The organism is Paenarthrobacter sp. TYUT067, assembly GCF_023656375.1.
Lineage (GTDB): Bacteria > Actinomycetota > Actinomycetes > Actinomycetales > Micrococcaceae > Arthrobacter.
Genome location: NZ_JAMOIT010000029.1, coordinates 34,812 through 50,925 on the forward strand (window position 1 = coordinate 34,812; position 16,114 = coordinate 50,925).

Below are 16,114 nucleotides of genomic sequence, written 5' to 3' on the forward strand. Positions count from 1 at the left end.
ACCATGGTTAAGAACCACCACGTCCGCGTCTACAAGAGCGAAGAGAACCTCCCGCGCGAGGAGCAGTTGGCGCACAAGATCGCCGTGGTCGCCGCAGACCCCGTTGACGTCACCCCGGAGGTCACCGACATGGTGATCAACCGGATCATCGACAACGCCTCGGTGGCCATCGCGTCGTTGAACCGTGGCCCCATTGTTGCCGCCCGCGCGCAGGCGCTGACCCACGCACCCTCGGCCAATGGCAAGGGCGCGCACGTCTTCGGCATCAGCGATCAGGTCTCCCCGGAATGGGCCGCCTGGGCCAACGGCGTAGCCGTCCGCGAACTCGATTACCACGACACGTTCCTGGCCGCGGACTACTCCCACCCGGGAGATAACATCCCCCCGATCCTGGCCGTCGCCCAGCACGTGGGCTCCAACGGCGCCGACTTGGTCCGTGCCATCGCCACCGGCTACGAAATCCAGGTGAACCTGGTCAAAGCCATCTGCCTGCACAAACACAAGATCGACCACGTAGCCCACCTCGGCCCCTCCGCCGCGGCAGGCATCGGCACGTTGATGGGTTTGGACGTGGAGACGATCTTCCAGTCCGTGGGCCAGGCCCTCCACACCACCACCGCCACCCGACAGTCCCGCAAGGGCGAAATCTCCACCTGGAAGGCCCACGCCCCGGCTTTCGCGGGCAAGATGGCGGTCGAAGCCGTGGACCGCTCCATGCGCGGCCAGACCTCCCCTGTGCCCATCTACGAAGGCGAAGACGGCGTGATCGCCTGGATGCTCGACGGCCCCGACGCCTCCTACGAAGTACCCCTGCCCCTGCCCGGCGAAGCCAAGCGCGCCATCCTGGACACCTACACCAAGGAACACTCGGCCGAGTACCAGGCCCAGGCCTGGATCGACCTCGCCCGCAAGCTCAACCGCGAGCACCCGGAAACCACGGACCCGGCCAACGTAGCCTCCGTGCTGATCAAGACCAGCCACCACACGCACTACGTGATCGGTTCCGGAGCGAACGATCCCCAGAAGTACTCCCCCACCGCATCCCGCGAAACCCTGGACCACTCCATCCCCTACATCTTCACTGTGGCCCTGCAGGACGGCGCATGGCACCACGTGGACTCCTACGCCCCCGAACGCGCCGCCCGCCCGGACACCGTGGAACTCTGGCACAAAGTCACCACCGTAGAAGACCCGGAATGGACCCGCCGCTACCACTCACTGGACATCGCGGAGAAGGCCTTCGGCGGTTCCGTGGAGATCACCCTCAACGACGGCACAGTGATTACCGACGAGATCGCCGTGGCCGATGCCCACCCGCTCGGCGCCCGGCCGTTCGCCCGCGAGCAATACATCAACAAGTTCCGCACCCTCGCTGCTGGTTTGGTCGAAGAGGCCGAAATCGAAAGGTTCCTCACCGCCGTCGAGCGCGTCACCGAACTGGGCGAAGGCGAACTGGACCAGCTCAACATCACCGCAGCCCCCGGCGTGATCGACCTCAACAACGCACCCAAGGGACTGTTCTAAATGCTGTACTCCAAAGTCACCCCTGAACAGAAGCGCGTAAAGCTGCGCGAGCTGCTGGCCTCCGGGACCGTGCAGCAGTTCCCGGGCGCGTTCAACCCGCTCTCCGCAAGGCTGATCGAAGAGAAAGGCTTCGCCGGCGTCTACATCTCCGGCGCCGTCCTGGCCAACGACCTCGGCCTGCCCGACATCGGCCTCACCACCCTCACCGAAGTAGCAACAAGGGCCGGGCAGATCGCCCGCATGACGGACCTGCCCTCCCTGGTGGACGCGGACACCGGATTCGGTGAACCCATGAACGTGGCCCGGACCATTCAGGAACTCGAAAACGCGGGCCTTGCCGGCTGCCACATCGAGGACCAGTTCAACCCGAAACGCTGCGGCCACCTGGACGGCAAAAACGTGGTGGACATCGACACCGCCACCAAACGCATCCGAGCCGCAGCAGACGCCCGCCGCGACCCGAATTTCCTCATCATGGCCCGCACCGACATCCGGGCCGTCGAGGGAATTCAGTCCGCGCAAGACCGCGCACGAGCTCTCGTGGACGCAGGTGCCGACGCGATCTTCCCCGAAGCCATGCGTGATCTGAGCGAGTTTCAAGCCATCCGCGACGCCGTGGACGTGCCCATCCTGGCCAACATGACAGAGTTCGGCAAAAGCGACCTCTTCACCGTGGACCAGCTCCAAGGGGTGGGAGTGAACATGGTCATCTACCCCGTTACCCTCCTGCGCATTGCCATGGGCGCTGCAGAGCGTACTCTGGAATCGATCAAGGCCGCGGGGACCCAGGAAGCGCACGTGGACAACATGCTCACACGTGCACGCCTCTACGAACTCGTGGACTACGAGGCATACAACCAGTTCGATACCGGCGTTTTCAACTTCCAGGTTCCCGGCATTCGCTAGGACCGGGATTCATTCAGGGGAAAGCAGGCAGTCCGGGGCTTCCGGACCGCTTGCATTATGAACGAAGGAGTTCAGCATGACAGCTGAAGACATCAAAAAGGGCCTGGCCGGCGTCGTGGTGGACTACACCGCCGTCTCGAAGGTCAACCCGGAGACCAACTCGCTGCTCTACCGCGGGTACCCGGTCCAGGAACTGGCCGCCAAATGCAGCTTCGAAGAAGTGGCCTACCTGCTGTGGAACGGCGAACTGCCCAACGAAACAGAACTGGCGGAATTCACTGCCCGGGAACGTGCGGGCCGTGCCCTTGACCCCGTGGTCAAGACGGTAGTGGACGCGTTACCCACCACCGCCCACCCCATGGACGTTTGCCGCACGGCCGCGTCGGTGCTCGGTGCCCGGCACCAACTGGCAGAAGATTCCTCACCCGAGGCGAACATGAAGAAGGCAATCGACCTTTGGGCTGCCATGCCCGCCGTCGTGGCCTACGATCAACGTCGCCGCCGCGGCCAAGAGCCTGTTGAACCTCGCGAGGACCTGGACTACTCGGCAAACTTCCTCTGGATGACCTTCGGCGAAGAGCAGGTACCGGAAGTGGTGGAGGCGTTCAACGTCTCCATGATCCTGTACGCGGAACACTCCTTCAACGCCTCCACCTTTACCGCCCGAGTGGTCACCTCCACCCTCTCGGACCTGCACTCCGCTGTCACCGCCGCGATCGGCGCTTTGAAGGGTCCCCTGCACGGTGGAGCCAACGAGGCCGTGATGCACACGTTCGATGAGATTGGCATCCGCAGCGAAGAATCCCTTGAGGAAGCCGCCACCCGCGCCCGTGCCTGGATGGAAGACGCCCTGGCCCAGAAGAAGAAGGTCATGGGCTTCGGACACCGCGTCTACAAGCACGGCGACTCCCGCGTGCCCACCATGAAAGCCGCACTGGACAAGATGATCGCCCACTACGGGCGACCCGAACTCCTGGGCCTCTACAACGGACTCGAGCAGGCCATGGACGAAGCCAAGGCCATCAAGCCCAACCTCGACTACCCGGCCGGACCCACCTACCACCTCATGGGCTTCGACACCCAGACTTTCACGCCGCTGTTCGTCGCAAGCCGCATCACCGGCTGGACAGCACACGTCATGGAACAGGTAGCGTCCAACTCCCTGATCCGCCCGCTCAGCGAATACAACGGGCCCGAAGAGCGGCACGTTCCGTAACGCTTCCGGTTCTTAAGCAAGAAGCACGACGCCGGGCCGGTCACCGAAAGGCGACCGGCCCGGCGTCGTTCTTCACTCGCTCCTGCTACAGCTGTGGGTCCACCCACTCAAGGGTTCGGACGTCAGCCACATTCTCGTTATCGGCCGCCAGAGCCACCCGCACGGCGATGCGCCGGCCGGCGATCATCGCCGGCAGCCAATGCTCGGCGTCGGCCCACATCCTGTCCACGGGAAGTTCCGCCACGGGGAACCATGCGGGGGCAATCTCGTCGCTTTCGGACGGCTCGCCCTCCCACTCGCGGGTCAAGAACACAGTGGTGGCCATGTTCCACTCCGGCCTTGCCGGGAAAACAAAGTCCACAGTGCCCGCCGGAATCAGGTCCTTCGCCGTGACCACCACGTTGATTTCCTCCATGACCTCCCGGCACGCAGCCTGCGAGGCGGTTTCCCCCAGCTCCACGTGGCCGCCCACCCCCACTACCTTGCCCCTGCCGAAACCTGTCTTCTTGGTTCCGAGCAGGACATGCTCGCCGTCCGCGCCGTCGCGGAGGAGGAAGCACAAGGTCACATGGGCTGCAGTCATGCTGCCTACCTTAACCTGATCTCCCCTGCCACTGCCGCCATTGCTACAGTGAGCCCATGACAGAAGGTGGGGGTAACCGGCCAACCAAGGTGGCCGCCGTCGACGACGTTGCAGAACCGCCGTCCGACAACGCTGCAGGGCCCGCAGAAAGAGCTCCCAAAGCCCAACCGGAACGGGACACGTGGTTGCCCCGATGGCTGGTGGCACACCCCCTTTATGCAGGCTGGGCGTGGACCGTGGTGTGGGCAGGGCTGATCGTCCTGGACGAGGTGGTGGACCTGGCCGGATGGACTTGGTACCTGCTGGTACTCGTGGCCGCGCTTCCTACCCTGATCTCCACGCTGGTGGTGCTGCACGCCACGCCCCGCAGCCATCTCCGGGCCGTGGATGCAACAGTCCTCGGCCACTTCTTCGTCCGGTTCCTTGCCTTGGTGGCAGCGTTCATGGTGTGGGCAGCCTCCGTGGTGATGAGTGCCTCCATCTCCACCACCGTGCAGACTGTCATTGGCGATTCCGAGAAGGAAGTCACCGCCCTGGGGTTCAACCTCATGCTGGCCGCAGTTCCACTGGTCCTCTCCGTCCTTTGGATGGCCTTCATTATCCGCTGCGCATGGTTCCTGCGGCGGTTGCGGGGTTGGCGGCAGGTACCGCAGAAGACACGCGTACCAAAGAAGTTCCTCCGTGGACGCCCGCGGCTCAAGCGGGTGGTGGTGGGGCTTGCACACCCCGGGCTGTTGCTCGTAGCTGGCTTGGGGACGTCGCTGTTGGCATTGTTCGTGGACGCAGTGGAGCTGACGCTCAACGTGCTCGAATAGCCCCGTTCAGCCCAACGCCCTGGGATGCGCGGCGGCGTAGACCTCGCGCAATGTATCCGCGGTGACCAATGTATAGACCTGTGTTGTGGTTACTGATGCGTGTCCCAGGAGCTCCTGCACCACCCTGACATCTGCTCCACCTTCCAACAGGTGGGTGGCAAAGGAATGGCGCAAAGTGTGCGGCGAAACATCCTTGGTGATGTTGGCCTTCTCGGCCGCCGTCTTCAGGATGGTCCAAGCACTCTGCCGGCTGATCCGGCCACCCCGGGCATTGAGGAACAGCGCGGGAGTGCCTTTGCCCTTGGACGCCAGGAGCGGCCTGCCGCGGACAACATAGGCCCCGACGGCGCGGGCACCGTAGGAGCCCAGAGGCACCAGACGCTCCTTGGACCCCTTGCCGAACAGCCGCACAATTGCGGGGTCGCCACCGGTGTCTTCGAGGGAGACGTCATCGACGTCCAGTCCCACGGCCTCGCTGATGCGGGCCCCTGTGGAGTACAGGAACTCAAGCAGGGCACGGTCCCGGAGGCCAGTGGCGCTATCCGAGCCGGCAGCTTCCAGGATGCGCGTCACTTCGCCAACACTGATGGCTTTGGGAAGCCGTTTGCCTGGCATGGGCGGGTGGACATCGCTGGCGGGGTCCGCCGTCGTGGTTCCTTCCAGCGCCCAAAACTTATGGAGCCCACGGACGGCCACCACTGTCCGCGCGGCGGAGCGGACGCCCAGTACCGCGCCGCCATCGGAACCGTCGGACAACGCCTGGACGAAAGCCGTCACATGATGCCGGGTGATGTTTCCCGGCTGATCTACACCTTGGGCTGCCAGAAAGTTCGAATACCGGGACAAGTCCCTGCGGTAGGCGGACAAGGTATTGGCCGCCAAACCGCGTTCCACGCCGACGTGCTGCAGATAGTCAGTTACCGCACGGTCAACGCCATTTGCGGTTCGAGTGGCGGCCTCGGCCATGCTCAGCGCTGGCTCGGGTGAGCCGGCCAGGGCGCGTTGGCGGGGCGAAGGCTGGTGAAGCCATCGGCCTTTGCGGCAGCGGCAGCCAGAATCCCCAACACGGCTGAGGGATTGTGCAGACGGCCGTCCATCACTGCCTTCACGGCGTCTTCAAGCGGCACCCAATGGAGTTCAATTTCAGCTTCTTCATCGGTCCGGACGTGCCGGTCCGCCAAGGCGACATCGCTGAGGCCGCGTGCCAAGTAGATGCGGACAGCCTCGCTGGATGAGCCCGGGGAGTTGAAGAAGTCCACAAGGACGTTCCAGGTAGCGGCAACCAGATCAGCTTCCTCAGCCAGCTCCCGGGCCGCACCCACCACAAAGTCCTCGCCCTCGACGTCCAGCAGGCCAGCGGGGATCTCCCACAAATCCATGCCCACCGGATGACGGTACTGCTTCAGCAACAGGATTTCGCCGTCCACGTTCATGGGCAGCACCGCAACCGCACCCGGGTGGTCGATGTAGTCACGAACCAGGGTGTCCGTGCCGTCACTCAGTTGGAACGAGTCGCTGACCACGTCCCAAATGCGCCCTTCGTACACCTTGCTGGTAGACAAAAGACGGCGCGGGCTCGGCATGTCCGAAACCTGCCTTGATGTGCGGGGGGTTTCAGAAATGCCGGGCATCGCGCCGTCCTTCGTTAGTACTTGCGTTTACTTGGCAGCTACTGTGCGGGCGCCGGTCTTGGTGGCCGCGGGGGCACCTTCACGACGCTCCAAAGCAGCCTTGACCAAACCTGCGAACAGCGGGTGCGGGCGCGTGGGGCGGGAGCTGAGCTCCGGGTGCGCCTGCGTTGCCACGTAGTACGGGTGGACTTCGCGGGGAAGCTCCACATATTCCACGAGCTTGCCGTCAGGGGAAGTACCGGAGAACACCAGGCCCTCGGCAGCGATCTGGTCGCGGTACTTGTTGTTGACCTCGTAGCGGTGGCGGTGGCGTTCGCTGACAGTGGTGGTGCCGTAGGTCTCGGCAATGACCGAGCCCTCGTCAAGCTTGGCTTCGTAGAGGCCCAGACGCATGGTGCCGCCGAGGTCTCCCTTGCCGTCCACGATGTCCAGCTGTTCTTCCATGGTGGCGATAACCGGGTACTTCGAATCCGGCTCGAACTCGCTGGAGGAAGCCCCTTCAAGGCCGACCACGTTGCGGGCGTACTCGATCACCATGCACTGCAGGCCCAGGCAAAGGCCCAGGACCGGGAGCTTGGTTTCGCGAGCGAACTTCAGAGCGCCAAGCTTGCCTTCAAGGCCGCGGATACCAAAGCCACCGGGAACGCAGATTGCGTCCACGCCAGCCAGGGACTTGGTTGCCCCTGCCAAAGTTTCACACTCGTCCGACGGGACCCAGCGGATCTTGACCTTGGCTTCGTTGGCGAAACCGCCGGCGCGGAGTGCCTCGGTGACCGAGAGGTAGGCGTCCGGAAGGTCGATGTACTTGCCCACCAGGGCTACCTCGACCTCGTGCTTGGGGTTGTGAACAGCTTCAAGCAGCTTGTCCCACTTGCTCCAGTCAACGTCCTTGAACGGCAGATCCAGCGCACGGACGATGTAGGAGTCCAGGCCCTGGGAGTGCAGGGTCTTGGGGATGTCATAGATGCTGGGTGCGTCAGCGGCGTTGACCACGGCGTCGATGTCGACGTCGCACATGCGGCCGATCTTCTCGCGCATGGCTTCGGGCACTTCGCGGTCCGAGCGGATCACGATTGCTTCAGGCTGGATGCCAATGGAGCGAAGGGCTGCCACGGAGTGCTGCGTGGGCTTGGTCTTCAGTTCCTGGGAAGGACCGATGTACGGGACCAGCGAAACGTGAAGGAAGAAGACGTTGTTGCGGCCCACATCCTGACGGACCTGGCGCGCGGACTCAAGGAAGGGCTGCGACTCGATGTCGCCCACGGTGCCACCGATTTCGGTGATGATGACGTCCGGAGCGTTCTTGCCTTCAGCAGGCAGGCGCATGCGGCGCTTGATTTCATCGGTGATGTGGGGAATGACCTGAACGGTGTCCCCGAGGTATTCGCCACGACGTTCCTTGGCGATAACGGTGGAGTAGATCTGGCCCGTTGTGACGTTGGCCGAACCTTCGAGGTTTTCGTCGAGGAAGCGCTCGTAGTGACCAATATCGAGGTCAGTTTCGGCGCCGTCATCGGTCACGAATACTTCGCCGTGCTGGAAGGGGTTCATCGTGCCCGGATCCACATTCAGATAAGGATCGAGCTTCTGCATAGTTACAGACAAACCACGTGCCCGCAGCAGGTGACCGAGGCTTGAAGCCGTCAGACCCTTACCGAGCGAGGACGCCACACCACCGGTGACGAAGATGTGTTTGGTCGTCTTGGACGAGCCCGGGAACCGGGAATTTACACGGGAATTTGATCGCTGCACCACGGAATTCGAGCTTATCATCAATTACGCCTTCCAAGCGTCCGTTCGGATTCCCCAAATGGTCAATAGTTGCTCACCACCGCGGTCCAAGCAAGACCCGGGCGGGATTAAGTGCACCGATGTGATGGTGGTCGCACTCCACCAAAACACCCGCACTCCCCCAAAGACACTAGGCGCGCTGCGGTAAAAGCTTTGCGTCATCCAGCAGTTCCTGGGCATGCGCCTGCGCACTCTCGGAATCCTCCTGGCCGGCCAGCATGCGGGCAAGCTCCTTGACCCGCTCATCGTCGCTGAGAAGCTGCACGTCGCTGGAGGTGAAGCCGGTGGTGGTCTTCCCGTCAGCGCCGCGCACGGACGTTTTGGTCACGCGGATATGTTGATCCGCGAAGGCAGCCACCTGCGGCAGGTGGGTCACCACCAGCACCTGGACGTGCCGGGCGAGCATCGCCAGCCTGCGTCCAATTTCGACGGCGGCCCGCCCACCCACCCCGGCGTCCACCTCATCGAAGACGAACGTCGGGACGGGATCCACTGCGGCGAGCACTACCTCAATGGCCAACATGACCCTGGACAGTTCACCGCCGGAGGCCCCCTTGCCCAGGGGCCTCGCCGGAGCACCGGAGTGGGGCTGGAGGAGAAAAGCGATCTCATCAGTGCCCCAGGGGCCCAGCGGGCCGCTCCCGTCCACCTCGATGACCAAGGTGGCGTCAGCCATCGCCAGAGCCTTCAGCTCGGCACTGACCCGGGCTGAGAGGTCCTTCGACGCCTTGAGCCGGGCCTTGGTGATGCCCGCCGCCAGCTTGCGCAGCGTTGCCTCCGCAGAAGCAACCTCGGCGTCCAAGGATTCGATGCGAGTGGAGTCATCCTGCAACTCATCAAGGCGGGTCCTCGCAGTAGCCGCCCACTCAAGCACTTCATCAATGCTCGGGGCATACTTGCGGATCAGCTTGGCAAGGGCAGCCCGGCGTTCCTCTATTTCGGAGAGCCGCTCAGGGCCTTCGGTGTCCAGGGCCGCCTGGTAACTGGAGAGCTCGGCGGCGATGTCATTGAGGAGGAAGCCCACCTCCGCCAGCCGGGCTGCTGCCGAACGGAGTTCCTCGTCATGCTCAGCCACATGCTCCAACGTCCGCTTGGCCGCATCCACCATGGTGGTTGCGTCGCCGGCGTCCCCGAATTCCTCGGCAATGAGGGACTCATGGGCAGCAGCTGCCGCTAAACGCAGTTCTTCAACGTTGGCCAGTTTTACGGCCTCGGCCTTGAGCGTTTCGTCTTCACCCGGCTGGGGATCCACCTCATCAATTTCCTTGAGGGCGGCGTCCAGCGATTCAGCCTCGCGCAGACGCTCGCGGGCTTCCCTGCGCAACGAATCAAGTTCAGACTGGATAGCCTTCCAGTGGTTGAACAGGTCCTGGTACTCCCCCAGAGTCTTCGCCAGGGACGTTCCGGCAAACCTGTCCAACGCGTGCCGCTGCGCGGTAGCGCTCTTGAGCCGGATCTGGTCCGACTGCCCATGGACTACCACCAGACTTTCGCCCAGCTCGGCCAACACTCCCACTGGTGCCGCTCGCCCGCCAACATAAGCACGGCTACGTCCGTCAGCACCAACGGTGCGGGCCAGCAGGAGTTCAGCAACGCCGTCGAACTCTTCCGCCTCGCCGCCGGCTTCCTTGGCTCGCTCCACCGCGCTGTGCCCCGGATCAAGCTTCAACACAGCTTCGGCCGAGGCGGATTTGGCCCCGCTTCGAACGGCACCGGCGTCAGATCTCGCACCAAGAAGAAGTCCGACGGCGGTCACCACCATGGTCTTGCCGGCACCGGTTTCGCCGGTGACGACACTGAGGCCCGGGCCTAGCGGCAGGGCTGCGTCTGTGATGACGCCGAGGTCACGGATTCGGAGTTCTTCAAGCATGGTTCACTTCGCATTCGTGGGATCTGATGGCTCACCTTGCCCCAGGTCCTGGGACGTTGCAGAGTCCCGGGGACTGGGCAAAGGAGCCGGTGACAGGGTCCGGATGACGGGGATGGGACCGGTGTGGACTTCGCCGCTCCGAGGGGCCGGGCCACGCCAGCCGTGGATGGGAAGCTGGAACTTGCGGACAAGCCGGGCAGAGAACGGCGTCTTGTGGGTCCGGGCCAGGCGCACCGGGGTGGCCGAGCGCGTTACTTCAACACGGGCTCCAGGCGGCAGATCCACCGAACGACGGCCATCGCACCAGAGAACTCCGGTGGCGTCGGTCCGGTTCATGATTTCCACGGCCAGCTTGGAACGCGGGGACACCACCAAGGGCTTGGCAAAAAGCGCATGTGCACTGATGGGAACAATGACCAATGCTTCGACCTCAGGCCACACTACGGGCCCTCCTGAAGAGAAAGCATAGGCTGTGGAACCGGTGGGCGTAGCGAGGACAACACCATCACAGCCGAACGACGTCAAAGGACGCTCGTCCACCTCGGTGACAACTTCCAGCATCCGTTCCCGGTTGGCCTTCTCGATGGCAGCTTCGTTCAAAGCCCACGTGTGCCAAATCTTCTGGCCCTTGACCCACACCTGGACATCGATTGTCATGCGTTCTTCCACCGTGTACTGGCGGCTGGCGATCCACTCCACGGTCTGGGCCAGATCGGCGCGTTCACTTTCCGCCAGGAAGCCCACATGCCCCAGGTTGACGCCCAGCAGCGGGACGTCCACCTCGCGCACCAGTTCGGCAGCCCTCAGGATGGTGCCATCCCCACCAAGAACCATCACCAGCTCCACGTCCTCAAGATTGACGTGATCGTTGAGGATCTCGATAGGCGTATCAAGGGCGCCGAAGAATCGTTCAATATCTGCAAGTTCGGATTTCTGCAGCACGGGAACCAGGCCGGAGGAATGCAGTTGCGTACAGGCATCCCACGCTGCGCGGAGCGATTCCTCCCGCCCTGTGTGGGCAAGGACAAGTACACGCCTGCTCATCGGATCTGCTTTCTAGTGGTTCGGCCAGAGTTTCTTGATCAACGCAGCAACGTCCTCGTCCCGCTCTTCGATCTTAGGCAACACCGCTGACATACTGCGCTTCATCCACAGGAAGTATTCAACATTTCCGTCCTGGCCCGGCAACGGACTGGCCGCAAGGTCTTGAAGTTCCAGGCCTGCGTCCACTGCAGCGCGGGCAACCTGGGCCACCGCCCGCCGGCGTTCATTCTCGGAGGACACCACACCGGTTCGGCTCAGGCGTTCCTTGCCAACCTCGAACTGTGGTTTCACCATCAGGACCATGTCACCGCCCGGCTCGGTGCATTGCGCAAGTGGCCAGAGGACCAGCGTCAAGGAAATGAACGACAAGTCAGCCACCGTCAACGTCGCCGGGCCACCGACATGCTCCGGTGTCATGTACCTGACGTTGAGGCCTTCATGGACGTCCACTCTGGGGTCCTCCCGAAGGTGCGGCACCAGCTGGCCGTGCCCCACATCCACCGCCACCACCTGGGCGGCACCTTGCCGGAGCAGAACGTCAGTGAAACCGCCTGTGGAGGCACCGGCGTCGAGACACCGCTTACCGGCAACCACGACGGCGGGGAACGCCTTCAGCGCGCCGGCCAGCTTGTGCCCGGCACGGCTCACGTAAATGTCCTCCAGATGGGATTCGACATCCAGCTCCGTCTCCGCATCCACGTGATGTGCGGCTTTGACGAGAACGTGCCCGTTCGAGCTGACCTTGCCATCACTGATGAGCTTGGCGGCATGCGTACGCGACCTCGCCAGCCCACGGGCGACGAGTTCCTGATCAAGTCTTGGCATTCGTTAACTGTTGCCTTCCGGGCGCGAGCTGCTCTTCGGGGTTGCCGGAAGCCCGGGTTCCGCGTCCAAAGCTTCCAACAAGGCGTCATGGATGCCGGTGTACAGCTCCCCATGGTCGGGCACGGGTGACTCCGCTACGCCGTCCAGCAGGCCGAGGGCCCTGTCCACCAGGGGATCCCCCGTGGGGCTCGCCGTGTCAGGCCACTGGACTGCGGGTGGTTCCGGATCGGGATGTTCCGCATCGGACTGTTGGGGGTCGGTCATCGCACCAGTCTAGTGATTTCGCCACACCAGCTGCGGCGTTTGCGCCACGTCCGTGTCCGGAACAGCTGCCCACCACGCCGCGCATGCCGCCCGCCAAGCGTCGAGATCGGCCTCGTCTCCTGTGACGGTCACGGCGCCATCCCCGGCAACTGCAGATGCCGCACCACAACGGAACGTACCGGCGTCGCTGACAACCTCCGGATACGGCGCGTACAGGCCCTCCAAGTCCGCCAGGAGGTAGTCCGGTCGTTCATCCGTTCGTGCAGCAATGATGGTGTGGGTGGTGTCCACCCCGGTGAGGACGGCCGCCGTCGCAAATCCTGCACGGTTGCCGCCCAGGATGTCGGTGTCTAAACGGTCGCCCACAACCAGCGGACGGTCGGCCTTAAGCCGTTTGGCCGCTGCATGGAACAGAGGGGCTTCCGGCTTGCCGGCCACCAGAGGTGTCTTTCCCGTGGCAGCCGCCACAGCGGCAACAAGCGTTCCATTCCCAGGGGCCATGCCGCGGGCCTGCGGGATGGACATGTCCGTGTTGGTGGCAAACCACTTGGCTCCCCCGGCCACAACATACGACGCCTCCGCGAGATCCTTCCAGCCGATCTCCGGGTTGAAACCCTGGACGACGGCTACCGGAGATTCGGCGGCACTGTGCACGGGCTTGAGTCCCGCCAATTCGATCTCATGAGCCAAAGCTGCGCTGCCGGTGATGAGGACATGCGCCCCCGCAGGCAGCATGGAAGCCAAAAGCTCCCCTGCTGCCTGGGAGGAACTGACCACTTGATGGTCCTCAGCCGGCGCGCCAAGCTCCCGCAGATGCGCCGCAACCTGAGCCGGAGTGCGGGAGGCATTGTTGGTCACATAACCAAGGCCAACGCCTACAGTTTCGAGACGCCGCAATGACTCCACGGCCCCAGGGATGGCATGCGGTCCCGCATAGACCACCCCGTCCAGATCTGAAAGGACAGCATCAAACAGTGAGATCAGTGAATCAGCCATGCTGGGAGTCGGAGCCCTCGTTCTCGGTATCTTCGTCTTTTGCCTCTACGTCGTCTTCAGCTGAATCGATGTCAGATTCTGCGTCATCCGACTCGAAGTAGTCAGACTCCGCATCATCAAGCTCAACCTCATCGTGCTCAACGTCAGCGGCTGCGGCCTCAACAATGACCGTTTCTGTTTCAGGCTTCACGACGTCGGTGTCCCGCACCGGCTTCTCGAAGCGCGGCTTCCGCGCGGCTGCTTCTTCCTGCTCGTCCCAGCCAAGGTCAAGAATTTCGGGCTCAGCGAAGTCGCCAACACCCAAGGCGCTCTCAGCAACGAGCGCCTGGCGGGCCCACTTATCGGCTTCCTCGGTACGACCCACTGCGCTCAAAGCCTCAGCGTATGCGCGGAAGAGGCGCGGGCTGTAAGAGAAGGCTCGGTTGATGTCCAGCTGTGGGATCTCGAGCTCGCTGACAGCAGCATCCAGCTGATTGAGGTCCGCACGTGCGCCGGAGGCAACGATAGCGAGCTCAACCTTGCCCGGAGCGTCAAGATCCTGGGCTTCGGGAGAGCGCACCATGTCCAGTGCACGATCAGCGCGGCCAAGGCCACGCTCGCAGTCGGCCATCACCGGCAAATGCACGTTGGACCCACTGATGCGGCGGTAGGTACGGAATTCACGCAGCGCCTCGCCGTAATGGCCGGCAGCGTAAGCGGTCAGACCTACCGCTTCGCGTACTACTGAGAGGCGTCCACCGCGGCGGCTTGCAGCAAGGGCGTGCTGGAAGGCGAGCTCGGGCTCAATGTCGATCAAACGTCCCGCCATGACCAGGTGCTTTGCGACCCAACCTGCGCTCTGCTCCTCGAGGGTCTTGATTTGGTGGCCCGTAGCGCGGTCGAGTTCCTTGCCCGTGACGTCCTCGTCAATTTCGGGGGAACGCTCACGGTCAGGACGGTTGGCGCTGCGGATGTCCTTGGCGTTGGGAACGCGTGCGGGGCGCTCTTCCCATGCGCCACCGCGTTCGTTGCGGTCGCCGAAGGGCTTACGGTCGCCGCCGCGTTCGGGCCTGTCTCCGTAGGACTTGCGGTCGCCGCGGTCACCGAAGGGCTTGCGGTCACGGTCGCCGCCGAAGGAGCGGCGGTCATCGTTGTCGCGGCGGGGGCCATCAAAGTTCCGCGATCCACGCTCGGGCCGGTCGCCGAAGGGCTTACGGTCGCCGCGGTCATTATTGAACGGACGACGATCGCCATCGCGGGCCGGACGATCACTACGATCGCCAAAGGGCTTGCGGTCACGGTCGCCGCCGAAGGAGCGACGGTCATCGTTGTCGCGGCGGGGGCCATCAAAGTTCCGCGGTCCACGCTCGGGCCGGTCGCCGAAGGGCTTACGGTCGCCGCGGTCATTATTGAACGGACGACGCTCGCCATCACGGGCCGGACGATCACTACGATCGCCAAAGGGCTTACGGTCACGGTCGCCGCCGAAGGAGCGGCGGTCATCGTTGTCGCGGCGGGGGCCATCAAAGTTCCGCGGTCCACGCTCGGGCCGGTCGCCGAAGGGCTTACGGTCGCCACGGTCATTATTGAACGGACGACGATCGCCATCACGGGCCGGACGATCGCCACGGTCACCGAAAGGCTTACGGTCACGGTCGCCACCAAAGGAGCGACGCTCACCATCACGAGCCGGACGATCGCCGCGGTCATTGTTAAAGGGGCGTCGCTCGCCATCACGGGCAGGCCGCTCCCCGCGGTCATTGTTAAAGGGACGACGCTCACCGTCACGGGCCGGACGATCATTACCGTCCCGGTTCTCCCTGGAACGGAACCCGCGCGGGTCTCCGCCGGAATTGTTGTTGGGGCGGTACGAACCGCGGTCGTCGCGGTTCCCTCCGAAGTTTCCGCGATTGCCGCCGCGATCGCCGCCGTTGTGCTCAGCCATGGTGGATTCCTCCTGTTGCGAGCCGACCACTGGCGCGTGCGTAGTCGCTCATAACCCTTATTTCGTTGTCACGCCGCCAGTAGCGCTCGGCTACCGACTCGTATATCTGGTTCAATTCTATTCGACCCCGCCACAGCCACCGAACGCCGGAAGCACCTTTAGGCCGTCCCGTGGCAAGTCTCACAAGCGCGACGCTACCAAGCCGTCTCGCACCACCGGCGCTCATCCGCCATGGGAGACAGCACCCCAGGCAGAGAGCTGTGGGGTGGCTTGGTTGTTAAATGCGGGGAGCCCCGACCGTGTGGTCGGGGCTCCTCCGTGAATGGTTGTCCGGCGGTGTCCTACTCTCCCACACCCTCCCGGGTGCAGTACCATCGGCGCTGTGGGTCTTAGCTTCCGGGTTCGGAATGGGACCGGGCGTTTCCCCCACGCTATGACCGCCGTAACTCTGTTACCCGTCCCGGGTGTGCGGGCCCTTGTGGGGGCTGCTTTCCCGGGTGGGAAGACTGTGGTTACAACTGTGGTGTTGTGTATTTAGTTGTTGGTTCCGTGAACGGTTGTTGTTCGGGAACCACATAGTGGACGCGTGCAGTGTGTGTTGTGTGGTGTAAGTTGTTGGCCTATTAGTACCGGTCAGCTTCACGAGTCTTTAGTCCTCGCTTCCACATCCGGCCTATCAACCCAGTGGTCTGGCTGGGGGCCTCTCACACATAATGTGTATGGAA

The 16,114-nt window shown here is 63.4% G+C and carries 14 protein-coding genes and 2 rRNA genes; 4 read left to right on the top strand and 12 right to left on the bottom strand.

From position 1 onward, the window contains the following. Positions 1-3: 3 nt before the first annotated feature. The 3 genes from MOD31_RS20470 (at position 4) to MOD31_RS20480 (ending at position 3,646) form a co-directional block, all read left to right on the top strand. Complete coding sequence (locus tag MOD31_RS20470) at positions 4-1,524, top strand: MmgE/PrpD family protein (protein WP_250821549.1); 1,521 nt, start codon at positions 4-6, stop codon at positions 1,522-1,524. Then, positions 1,525-2,430 (top strand): methylisocitrate lyase, encoded by a 906-nt coding sequence (gene prpB / locus MOD31_RS20475; protein WP_142939567.1) that lies wholly within the window; start codon positions 1,525-1,527, stop codon positions 2,428-2,430. Between the two features lie 76 nt (positions 2,431-2,506). Continuing rightward, the gene (locus MOD31_RS20480) at positions 2,507-3,646 is read left to right on the top strand and encodes a bifunctional 2-methylcitrate synthase/citrate synthase (RefSeq protein WP_250821550.1); all 1,140 of its coding nucleotides are present in this window, start codon (positions 2,507-2,509) and stop codon (positions 3,644-3,646) included. An 85-nt stretch (positions 3,647-3,731) separates the two neighbouring features. Here the strand turns inward: MOD31_RS20480 and MOD31_RS20485 are convergent, their stop codons facing one another. Further along, positions 3,732-4,229 carry an 8-oxo-dGTP diphosphatase gene (locus tag MOD31_RS20485; protein ID WP_142939569.1) on the bottom strand — a complete coding sequence of 166 codons (498 nt, stop codon included), beginning with the start codon at positions 4,227-4,229 and terminating at the stop codon, positions 3,732-3,734. A gap of 56 nt (positions 4,230-4,285) precedes the next feature. Between MOD31_RS20485 and MOD31_RS20490 the strand changes: the two genes are divergently transcribed. Further along, positions 4,286-5,044, top strand: a complete 759-nt coding sequence (locus MOD31_RS20490; RefSeq protein WP_250821551.1) for a hypothetical protein — start codon at positions 4,286-4,288, stop codon at positions 5,042-5,044. Positions 5,045-5,050: 6 nt separating this feature from the next. On the opposite strand, the gene xerD is transcribed toward MOD31_RS20490, so the two are convergent. From xerD to MOD31_RS20545, 11 genes are all read right to left on the bottom strand, one after another. After that, positions 5,051-6,010 carry a site-specific tyrosine recombinase XerD gene (xerD, locus tag MOD31_RS20495; RefSeq protein WP_142939571.1) on the bottom strand — a complete coding sequence of 320 codons (960 nt, stop codon included), beginning with the start codon at positions 6,008-6,010 and terminating at the stop codon, positions 5,051-5,053. A 2-nt stretch (positions 6,011-6,012) separates the two neighbouring features. Beyond that, a complete protein-coding gene (locus MOD31_RS20500; RefSeq protein WP_142939572.1) occupies positions 6,013-6,675 on the bottom strand; it encodes an NUDIX hydrolase in 663 nt (220 codons plus the stop codon). Between the two features lie 27 nt (positions 6,676-6,702). Then, entirely contained in the window at positions 6,703-8,448 is a 1,746-nt protein-coding gene (locus MOD31_RS20505) for a CTP synthase (protein WP_166842716.1), read from the bottom strand. 148 nt (positions 8,449-8,596) lie between these two features. Next, the gene (gene recN / locus MOD31_RS20510) at positions 8,597-10,336 is read right to left on the bottom strand and encodes a DNA repair protein RecN (protein WP_223942264.1); all 1,740 of its coding nucleotides are present in this window, start codon (positions 10,334-10,336) and stop codon (positions 8,597-8,599) included. A gap of 3 nt (positions 10,337-10,339) precedes the next feature. After that, positions 10,340-11,380 carry an NAD kinase gene (locus tag MOD31_RS20515; RefSeq protein WP_166842714.1) on the bottom strand — a complete coding sequence of 347 codons (1,041 nt, stop codon included), beginning with the start codon at positions 11,378-11,380 and terminating at the stop codon, positions 10,340-10,342. Between the two features lie 12 nt (positions 11,381-11,392). Next, entirely contained in the window at positions 11,393-12,205 is an 813-nt protein-coding gene (locus MOD31_RS20520; RefSeq protein ID WP_250821552.1) for a TlyA family RNA methyltransferase, read from the bottom strand. Between the two features lie 3 nt (positions 12,206-12,208). Continuing rightward, positions 12,209-12,469 (bottom strand): hypothetical protein, encoded by a 261-nt coding sequence (locus MOD31_RS20525; RefSeq protein WP_223942262.1) that lies wholly within the window; start codon positions 12,467-12,469, stop codon positions 12,209-12,211. 9 nt (positions 12,470-12,478) lie between these two features. Then, positions 12,479-13,465 (bottom strand): HAD-IIA family hydrolase, encoded by a 987-nt coding sequence (locus MOD31_RS20530; protein WP_250821553.1) that lies wholly within the window; start codon positions 13,463-13,465, stop codon positions 12,479-12,481. Next, complete coding sequence (locus MOD31_RS20535; protein WP_250821554.1) at positions 13,458-15,389, bottom strand: hypothetical protein; 1,932 nt, start codon at positions 15,387-15,389, stop codon at positions 13,458-13,460. The genes MOD31_RS20530 and MOD31_RS20535 overlap by 8 nt, the downstream gene beginning before the upstream one ends. A gap of 328 nt (positions 15,390-15,717) precedes the next feature. Beyond that, positions 15,718-15,834 (bottom strand): 5S ribosomal RNA (rrf, locus tag MOD31_RS20540). Positions 15,835-15,991: 157 nt separating this feature from the next. Then, positions 15,992-16,114: ribosomal RNA gene (locus tag MOD31_RS20545) — 23S ribosomal RNA — on the bottom strand; the annotation flags it as partial.

What these genes read in the sequence shown, in the direction of transcription:
- recN (WP_223942264.1), bottom strand. Translation starts at nt 10,336, where the DNA reads ATGCTTGAAGAACTCCGAATCCGTGACCTCGGCGTCATCACAGACGCA.
- MOD31_RS20500 (WP_142939572.1), bottom strand. Translation starts at nt 6,675, where the DNA reads ATGCCCGGCATTTCTGAAACCCCCCGCACATCAAGGCAGGTTTCGGAC.
- MOD31_RS20485 (WP_142939569.1), bottom strand. Translation starts at nt 4,229, where the DNA reads ATGACTGCAGCCCATGTGACCTTGTGCTTCCTCCTCCGCGACGGCGCG.
- MOD31_RS20480 (WP_250821550.1), top strand. Translation starts at nt 2,507, where the DNA reads ATGACAGCTGAAGACATCAAAAAGGGCCTGGCCGGCGTCGTGGTGGAC.
- MOD31_RS20505 (WP_166842716.1), bottom strand. Translation starts at nt 8,448, where the DNA reads ATGATAAGCTCGAATTCCGTGGTGCAGCGATCAAATTCCCGTGTAAAT.
- MOD31_RS20515 (WP_166842714.1), bottom strand. Translation starts at nt 11,380, where the DNA reads ATGAGCAGGCGTGTACTTGTCCTTGCCCACACAGGGCGGGAGGAATCG.
- MOD31_RS20490 (WP_250821551.1), top strand. Translation starts at nt 4,286, where the DNA reads ATGACAGAAGGTGGGGGTAACCGGCCAACCAAGGTGGCCGCCGTCGAC.
- MOD31_RS20525 (WP_223942262.1), bottom strand. Translation starts at nt 12,469, where the DNA reads ATGACCGACCCCCAACAGTCCGATGCGGAACATCCCGATCCGGAACCA.
- MOD31_RS20520 (WP_250821552.1), bottom strand. Translation starts at nt 12,205, where the DNA reads ATGCCAAGACTTGATCAGGAACTCGTCGCCCGTGGGCTGGCGAGGTCG.
- prpB (WP_142939567.1), top strand. Translation starts at nt 1,525, where the DNA reads ATGCTGTACTCCAAAGTCACCCCTGAACAGAAGCGCGTAAAGCTGCGC.
- xerD (WP_142939571.1), bottom strand. Translation starts at nt 6,010, where the DNA reads ATGGCCGAGGCCGCCACTCGAACCGCAAATGGCGTTGACCGTGCGGTA.
- MOD31_RS20530 (WP_250821553.1), bottom strand. Translation starts at nt 13,465, where the DNA reads ATGGCTGATTCACTGATCTCACTGTTTGATGCTGTCCTTTCAGATCTG.
- MOD31_RS20535 (WP_250821554.1), bottom strand. Translation starts at nt 15,389, where the DNA reads ATGGCTGAGCACAACGGCGGCGATCGCGGCGGCAATCGCGGAAACTTC.
- MOD31_RS20470 (WP_250821549.1), top strand. Translation starts at nt 4, where the DNA reads ATGGTTAAGAACCACCACGTCCGCGTCTACAAGAGCGAAGAGAACCTC.